The sequence below is a fragment of the Cuspidothrix issatschenkoi CHARLIE-1 genome (genome assembly GCF_002934005.1).
GTDB classification, from domain to species: domain Bacteria; phylum Cyanobacteriota; class Cyanobacteriia; order Cyanobacteriales; family Nostocaceae; genus Cuspidothrix; species Cuspidothrix issatschenkoi.
On sequence record NZ_PGEM01000067.1, the window covers coordinates 19,280 to 27,146 of the forward strand.

The window sequence follows — 7,867 nt, forward strand, 5'->3', positions numbered from 1 at the left end:
TCTGCCGTGATAGTAAGCTGTTAAATTGATCAGGGAAAATATATATAAATATTATACAACAGGAAATTAACTAATGATGCTTTTGAGATCAATTCCTAATATTGCCAATTGCTGATTTATCCAATCTGTAGCTGTTGCTTCATCGGTTTCAATGGCTTTTTCTACTCCTATTTTAGCAATTTCTAGCAGTTGTTTGGATTGTTCACGTTTTTGATGTGATTCTTCAACTTTGTTTCTAATTTTTTTCTGTACTGATTTAGGTGCATTCCAAACTAAAAATTGACTAATTTCATTAGGGTATAATTCAATTTGTCCTGATGAACCTTTAAAATGTTTTTCAACCTGTAGCTTTCCAATAATACTATTGAGGTAAATAGACAGATAAACTGAGTCAAGTAAATCAGTTCTGAGAATAGTTACATGATTATCTGGTAAGGCTTTTTGCCTGTAAAGATAAGGCGCACAGCGTCCAATTGTACCAACACCTGTACCATTAATTACTGAAATTATCCCCACCAATTAAATCAATTTCAAAATAAACTTGTCCATTTTCTCCAAATCTGCCCTCAATCATATTCTGCCACTAACTCCCGTTTCATTAATGCCATAAATATGATGAATAACATGAGGATACTTTTCTCTAGCCATTTTACTGGCTACTTCCTTATCTTGATCAATAAAATAATCACCGCTATCAGGTTCAATAGCAATATACCAACCATAATATTTATCTAATATTTCTGGTTTTAACCGCTCAAAAATTACCCAACAACGATCAGAAAATGCCTGTCTTCTAGCTCTATCTTCAGCTTTTTGTTCTTCTGTCCATTGAATTTCGGGAAATACTCGACCACGACGGACAACTCTTTGGGGTGTGGATTGTGTCATCTTGATCACCTGCTTAAAATTCATCCTAAATTCTAGCATATTCGAGTCCTCTCCCAGTCAGGGAGAGGTAATTTTCAATTGTTATATCATCGCTGGAGTTGGTGTTTTTTCCTGCTTTTGAAACGGTGGACGCATTTCTAAACCAAGTAAATTCAACATTTCTTTATCTGCGTCATAATCAGGACAAGGAGTTGTCACCGTCAACATTTTATTATCATCGCTGGAGAAGATGGAATTTGCACCAGCCATGAAGCATAAAGCCTGTTCTACTTGGGAAAGTCTCGCCCTACCTGCACTTAACCGCACGTCAGATTTAGGCATAATAATTCTAGCAGTGGCAATCATCCGCACTACATCCCAAATGGGGACATCGGGTTGATTTTCTAAAGGTGTGCCGGGAACTTGGGAAAGAATATTGATGGGTACAGATTCGGGGTGAGGTTGTAAATTTGAGAGAGTATGTAACATTCCGACTCTATCGCTAACATTTTCCCCTAAACCGAGAATACCGCCCGAACATACGGTAACATTAGTTTGGCGAACATTGGCAATGGTATTGAGGCGATCGCCATAGGTTCGAGTAGTAATTACAGTGCTGTAATATTCTTCTGAGGTGTCAAGATTATGGTTATAAGCATATAATCCCGCATCTTCCAACCGCTTGGCTTGATTTTCTGTCAACATTCCCAAGGTACAGCACACCTCTAAACCCATTCCAGTTACATCCTTGACCATATCCAGAACTTCCTCAAATTGGGAATTGTCCCGCACTTCCCGCCAAGCAGCACCCATACAAACCCGACTAACACCGCTTTCTTTGGCTGTTTTAGCAATATTAATCACTGTTTCTTTTTGTAACAGTGCTTCAGGTTTTACCTCTGTTTTGTAGCGAGAAGATTGAGCGCAATAACCACAATCTTCTGGACACGCACCAGTTTTAATAGAGATAAGCTTACAAACTTGTATTTGTTGCGGTTGATGATATTGACGATGTACAGTAGCAGCTTGGTAAATTAGCTCTAGGAATGGTGTATTATATATTGTCAATATCTCTGTTGGTTGCCAATCGTAACGTATTCCCACCGTAATTATCCTTTTTGTACTATTGTGGTTTAATTTTTAATTAGTATAGCTGCATATAAAATATTTACATTTGAGTATATGAGTTCAGAACCACCAATTCTTAGAAGCGATCGCCTATTATTAAGAATGGCAGTCATAGAAGATATTCCCTACATACTCAAATATTTTACAGAAAATAAAGAATACCTCACGCCATTTTATCCGAAATGGGATGAAAATTTTTTTACCCCAGAATATTGGCAATATCAAGTAGAAACCAGTTTTTGGGAATTTGTCAATAACTATTCATTAAAACTTTTTATTTATTTACAACACCAGCCCAGAAAAGTGATTGGAACTGCTAATTTTAACAACTTTGTTTATAATGCTGCTCAATTTTGTCAGTTAGGATATAGTTTAGCCGAATCAGCCCAAGGTCATGGTTATATGACAGAAGCCCTATCTATTTCTACTAAGTATATTTTTGAAGAGTTAAATCTGCACCGCATTATGGCTAATTATATGCCCCATAATCGGCGTAGTGCTAAAGTGCTAAAAAGACTCGGTTTTGTAGTTGAAGGATATGCTACAGATTATTTAATGATTAATGGTCAATGGGAAGACCATATTCTCACCAGTTTAACAAATCCCCACTGGCGATCAGATTTATAATACCAATATCCGCGACTTCTTGAAGAGGATCTAAACCCAAAGCTGATCCCCTTCCTGGAGAGGTTTGGAGAGGGGTTAAAAATTGTTCATCGAACTCAGATAATGTTGGGTTAGGCTATCGCTTCACCTAACCTACTGGCTGGCGATCAGGTTAATAGGAAATGAACCACGAAGGGACGAAGAACACGAAGGAAGAAGAAGAGAAGGAAGAAAAAGAAAGAGGTTACTGTTGTTAAATAAATTAGTATTTTGCAGTTGGACAAGCTTTATCCATCATTTCTTTTGCTAATGGATGATAACCATTATTATTTAAAAATGCTAAAGGTGATTTTTTGACTTGATAACTAATTGCTTCTCCTGTTGTGACTAATCTAACAAAGTGTTCACAATTCCAACCTAATAAACCATAATCCCAAGTTTTGAATAATTCATAAGCAATTAAACATCTATCAAGGACTTCTTTTCTAGGCAATAATGTCACCGATTTTACTATATGATGTTTTCGCGGAATTCGGAATACAGCAAATCCATTTCCACCAAAGTTAAAGGCGTGGGTATTGGAGATAGTTATATGGTAGTGCAATGCAAGATCAGAGCTACTTTCTTGATGATGAATTAGCAATCCTGCTTTAGAACTTTTATAATCAACATGAGTTCTAAACTCACGAATAATATTATCTTCGATAATTTCTGTGGCTGAAAGAATAGTAATATTGCTGGTTTTTTGGATATTCAAAAGAGATAACCACTCATTTATTGACTGAGGACGGTTTTCTGGCTTTAATTCCATTCCTTTGATTATTGCCTGATTAACTCTATCACTAATACTAAAATTTATCTTTTTCGCTTCTTCCAATTCTGTACCAATAGCTCTCATTGGTGATATAGTTGGTAATTCTCCAGTTAAGATAGAATACAAAGTTGCAGCTAAAGCATAAACATCTGTAAATTCTCCCCGTTTTGCTCTTGCATCATATTGTTCAATTGGTGCAAAACCATCAGATAATATTTTGGTATGGGTTTTAGTTAAATTCGGTGTAAATTCTCGCGCAATCCCAAAATCAATTAACACGGCTTCTGATTTACCAGAACGCAACATGATATTTTGTGGTTTAATATCTCGATGTAATAAGCCATTATTGTGAACTAGAGTTAATGCTGATCCAATTTGCTGAATATATCGTAATGCAACACCTTCAGATAAAACACCTTGATTTTCTACAAAACTTCCTAAATCTTCCCCATCAATATATTCCATCACCATACACCAAAGATCATCTTCATGAATGACTTCGTAAATTTGAACAATATGAGGATGACTACATTTAGCTAATTTAATCGCTTCGTTGAGAAAGTCTTGTTGAAATTTAGGAAAATCAGCACGTTTTTGAATAGCATCATTTAAAGTTTTGATAACAACGAAATTTCCATGATTATCTCTAGCGCAATAAGTAATTCCAAAACCACCTTCACCTAATTCTTTTTCTATGGTATATTCACCATCTTGTAATTGCTGTCCTGACAACCAAGCCATAACCTGTAAACTTATAAATCTATAAGTTCATTTTGGCACAAGTTTAGTTGTAAGTGCTAATCTCAGCCCCTAATGAGTCTAAAATTGTCAACTACAGAGCTTATGGCTTAACTAACTTTGATAATTTTAGAAGAAGGATTTTACTAAATTGGTATTTCTGCTACTGATTTATCATATCTTCGGACAGGTCTAATACCAAGATCCCCGACTTCTTCAAGAAGTCGGGGATCTATACTCCTAGTCTGTCAGCTTTTTGTCTATTATTAAAGAAATATCAATTAAGCATAATTATAATGACTCTGGATGAAACTCTCAATCATACCCATGCTAGTAATCCTTTACTTACCCTCAACTATGAACCAGCCTTAGAATCTCTAGGTGAAGACTACTATGATAAAGTCGTGTCCGAAGAATTTCCCCAACATATTTTACGTTGGCGCAATAATGCACTACTACCACGTTTAGGACTTGATCCGCAAATAGTCAAAGATGAAGATTTTATTAGTGCTTTTGGCAAATTTGAACAACGAGAACCCCTATTAGCACTACGTTATCACGGTTATCAATTTGGACAATATAACCCCCAATTAGGTGACGGTAGAGGCTTTCTCTATGGACAAGTGCGGGGTATTGATGGGGAATTATACGATTTTGGCACAAAAGGTTCGGGAAGAACCCCCTACTCTCGCGGTGGTGACGGAATGTTAACACTTAAAGGAGGAGTGCGGGAAGTTCTCGCTGCTGAAGCACTTCATCGTTTAGGTGTTCGCACTTCTCGCTGTTTAAGTATGATAGAAACGGGTTTAGGACTGTGGCGCGGTGATGAACCTTCTCCAACTCGTTCCTCTGTGATGATCCGTATGAGTAAATCTCATATCCGTTTTGGTACCTTTGAAAGATTAAACTATTTAAAACGACCTGATTTAACTCAAAAACTGTTAGATCATGTCATTGAACAGTATTATCCCCATTTACAGGCACAAAATGATAAATATGCTTTATTTTATGCCGAATTAGTCCAGCGTGTCGCCGAATTAGTAGCGCAATGGATGGCCGCAGGTTTTTGTCATGCAGTTTTGAATACTGATAATATGTCAATTACTGGCGAAAGTTTTGACTATGGCCCCTATGCCTTTATTCCTACCTACGATCTCCAATTTACCGCCGCATATTTTGACTATTATAGACGTTATTGTTACAGTCAACAACCAGGGATTTGCAAATTGAATTTAGAACTTTTGCAAGAACCTTTAAAAGCGATAATTCATCAAGGTGATTTGGATATTGCTTTATCTAAGTTTGCTGAATATTATCAAGCTGAATATCGGGCTTTGATGTTGAAAAAATTGGGATTTGAGGATTTACAATTAGAACAAGCTGATGAATTTTTGCGGTTAACCATCACCTTTTTACATGATAGTCAAGTTGGTTATCATCAATTCTTTGCTGATATAGCTGCTAACTTTTCTAGTAAATGGCGAGATGATCCAGCTTTTGTGATGACTAATTCAGAAATTATCCCAGCATTAGGAGAATCGGCAACTTTCGATAATTGGTGTTTCCTTTATCATCAAATCCTCAATAATTTTGATATTAATGAAATGGATAAAATTGCTAAAACTCTAACTGAGGCTAATCCCAAAACAGCCTTATTAAGACCTGTAATTGAATCAATTTGGGAACCAATCACTGAGGATGATAATTGGCAACCTTTTTATGATTTAGTAGGAACACTCCAAACAGGAAAGTAATTTTCCCGTAGGGGCGGGGTTTCCCCGTCCATAAGTCAATAAATTCACCTTTTTAATCACAAGTATTTAACAGGAAATAATATTATGTATCATCGCCAAAAATATATTTTATCTCTGATTTTAATAGCATTCTCTACTGTAATTAGTGGTTGTGATTCTAATAATACTGCTGATAAAACAAATATAGAAACAACACCAAATAGTCAAATTAGCCCCACTCCTTCAGTTAGGCCATATACTAATGATGACAGTACTAAAGCTATTTCTGGCAAAACTACGAACATCACACTATACACAAGTGATGCTCAATGTCAAGAGTTAATTCCCAAAAAAGCTGAAGTTTCCGCCCAAACACCTATAAATGGAGCCATAGGTCAAATATTCAAAGAACAAAATACAGCCGATTTTAGCGTTTCTGGTTATCGAGTTAATGTGAAAAATGGTATTGCGACAGTTGATTTACGCATATCACCAAATTCAAAACGACAAATAGCTTCTCTTTCTAGTTGTGAACAGTTTGCATTGTTTAGTAGTGTTCGCAAAACCTTAATTAGTAATTCCCAGTGGCAAATTAAAGATGTCCGCTTTACAGAACGTGGTGAAGATATTACCCTCTAAAGTTTTTTCAAGCTAAAAATTTAACCAGCAAAATTTAGGTATAGTTTAGCAGTAGAGACATCTGTATAGATTCAGTTAGGATTTACAGGATGAGGGATCTGTTTGCGGATGAGGTTGCTAATTTGACGGTAATTAATTGGTGGCGATCGCTGTCCTTACATCCCTAGATCCCCGACTTCTTAAAGAAGTCGGGGATCTGAAATAACTCTAATCGCACCAAAACAGATTCAAGTAGGCTTCCTATATTTTTGATAAAATCATGAATAAATCAGGATTTTTCAAATGCACGTTATTACTCGTAAGCGGTTGAATGAATTTGCTAAAATCCATCCAGATACAAAAAATGCTCTAGCTCAGTGGTATCAATTAGTAAAAGCAAATGAATTTAGCTCCTTTGCCGAACTTAGGCAAATGTTCCCATCAGCAGATCAAGTAAGTAAGTTGACAGTATTTAACATTGGAGGTAACAAAGTTAGACTCATTGCAGCAATTCACTATAACCGTAAAAAAATCTATATTCGTGCAGTGCTAACTCATCCAGAATACGATCAAAAAAAATGGAAAGAATAATGCCAACCTTAAACATCACTCAAACTATCACAGCTTGGTCATCCATTGCCGAAAATATTTTTGTTCCTCACACAGAAGAAGAATATGAACATCTAGTTAATATACTTGATACACTCATTGATCAAATTGGTGAAGATGAAACCCATCCTCTGGCATCTCTTATGGAAGTCATTGGTGTATTAATTGAAAATTATGAAAATGAACATATTCCTGAATTATTGTGAACTGTAAAAATATGCTAGAAAAACTCATTCTTCATAATTTCATTGTAGTTGTCTGAATCAGGATTTACAGGATTTCAGGATTTACAGGATGAGGTATTCGGTGGTTAATTCGAGCGATCGCTGTCCTTACATCCCTAGATCCCCGACTTCTTCAAGAAGTCGGGGATCTGAATAACTCTAATCGCACTAAAACAAGGTTGTTAATTTGAGGATAATTAATGATGAGCGATCGCTGTAGTTGTCTAAATCAGGATTTCCGGGATTTCAGGATTTCCGGGATGAGGTATTCGGTGGTTAATTCGAGCGATCGCTGTCCTTAGATCCCTAGATACCCGACTTCTTAGAGAAGTCGGGTATCTGAATAACTCTAATCGCACTAAAACAAGGTTGTTAATTTGAGGATAATTAATGATGAGCGATCGCTGTAGTTGTCTAAATCAGGATTTCCGGGATTTCAGGATTTCCGGGATGAGGTATTCGGTGGTTAATTCGAGCGATCGCTGTCCTAACAGCCCTAGATCGCCGACTTCTGCATGAAGTAGAGGATG

At 36.4% G+C, this 7,867-nt stretch carries 9 protein-coding genes; 5 read left to right on the plus strand and 4 right to left on the minus strand.

Going from position 1 to position 7,867, the window contains the following annotated elements:
* Nucleotides 1-66: 66 nt before the first annotated feature.
* From CUN59_RS21990 to bioB, 3 genes are all read right to left on the minus strand, one after another.
* Complete coding sequence (locus CUN59_RS21990; protein ID WP_243406911.1) at nt 67-516, minus strand: restriction endonuclease subunit S domain-containing protein; 450 nt, start codon at nt 514-516, stop codon at nt 67-69.
* 54 nt (nt 517-570) lie between these two features.
* Nucleotides 571-888, minus strand: a complete 318-nt coding sequence (locus tag CUN59_RS09995) for a hypothetical protein (protein WP_104387709.1) — start codon at nt 886-888, stop codon at nt 571-573.
* Nucleotides 889-969: 81 nt separating this feature from the next.
* Entirely contained in the window at nt 970-1,971 is a 1,002-nt protein-coding gene (bioB, locus tag CUN59_RS10000; protein ID WP_207765400.1) for a biotin synthase BioB, read from the minus strand.
* Between the two features lie 78 nt (nt 1,972-2,049).
* On the opposite strand from bioB, the gene CUN59_RS10005 reads away from it, so the two are divergent.
* Nucleotides 2,050-2,622, plus strand: a complete 573-nt coding sequence (locus CUN59_RS10005) for a GNAT family N-acetyltransferase (protein WP_104387711.1) — start codon at nt 2,050-2,052, stop codon at nt 2,620-2,622.
* Nucleotides 2,623-2,863: 241 nt separating this feature from the next.
* Here the strand turns inward: CUN59_RS10005 and CUN59_RS21995 are convergent, their stop codons facing one another.
* Nucleotides 2,864-4,156: a serine/threonine protein kinase gene (locus tag CUN59_RS21995; protein WP_243406912.1), complete on the minus strand. Its 1,293-nt coding sequence runs from the start codon at nt 4,154-4,156 to the stop codon at nt 2,864-2,866.
* A gap of 293 nt (nt 4,157-4,449) precedes the next feature.
* Between CUN59_RS21995 and CUN59_RS10015 the strand changes: the two genes are divergently transcribed.
* The 4 genes from CUN59_RS10015 (at nt 4,450) to CUN59_RS10030 (ending at nt 7,319) form a co-directional block, all read left to right on the plus strand.
* Complete coding sequence (locus CUN59_RS10015) at nt 4,450-5,907, plus strand: protein adenylyltransferase SelO (RefSeq protein WP_104387712.1); 1,458 nt, start codon at nt 4,450-4,452, stop codon at nt 5,905-5,907.
* 84 nt (nt 5,908-5,991) lie between these two features.
* Nucleotides 5,992-6,525: a sporulation/spore germination protein gene (locus CUN59_RS10020; RefSeq protein WP_104387713.1), complete on the plus strand. Its 534-nt coding sequence runs from the start codon at nt 5,992-5,994 to the stop codon at nt 6,523-6,525.
* A 282-nt stretch (nt 6,526-6,807) separates the two neighbouring features.
* Nucleotides 6,808-7,095, plus strand: a complete 288-nt coding sequence (locus tag CUN59_RS10025; RefSeq protein ID WP_104387714.1) for a type II toxin-antitoxin system HigB family toxin — start codon at nt 6,808-6,810, stop codon at nt 7,093-7,095.
* On the plus strand, nt 7,095-7,319 hold the full coding sequence (locus CUN59_RS10030) for a hypothetical protein (protein WP_104387715.1): 225 nt from the start codon (nt 7,095-7,097) through the stop codon (nt 7,317-7,319). Before CUN59_RS10025 ends, CUN59_RS10030 begins: the two co-directional genes overlap by 1 nt.
* Nucleotides 7,320-7,867: the final 548 nt, after the last annotated feature.

Bases quoted from the DNA above. Each gene is read 5' to 3' on its own strand.
- CUN59_RS09995 (WP_104387709.1), bottom strand. From the start codon at position 888: ATGACACAATCCACACCCCAAAGAGTTGTCCGTCGTGGTCGAGTATTT.
- CUN59_RS10005 (WP_104387711.1), top strand. From the start codon at position 2,050: ATGAGTTCAGAACCACCAATTCTTAGAAGCGATCGCCTATTATTAAGA.
- CUN59_RS21995 (WP_243406912.1), bottom strand. From the start codon at position 4,156: ATGGCTTGGTTGTCAGGACAGCAATTACAAGATGGTGAATATACCATA.
- CUN59_RS10015 (WP_104387712.1), top strand. From the start codon at position 4,450: ATGACTCTGGATGAAACTCTCAATCATACCCATGCTAGTAATCCTTTA.
- CUN59_RS10020 (WP_104387713.1), top strand. From the start codon at position 5,992: ATGTATCATCGCCAAAAATATATTTTATCTCTGATTTTAATAGCATTC.
- CUN59_RS10025 (WP_104387714.1), top strand. From the start codon at position 6,808: ATGCACGTTATTACTCGTAAGCGGTTGAATGAATTTGCTAAAATCCAT.
- CUN59_RS10030 (WP_104387715.1), top strand. From the start codon at position 7,095: ATGCCAACCTTAAACATCACTCAAACTATCACAGCTTGGTCATCCATT.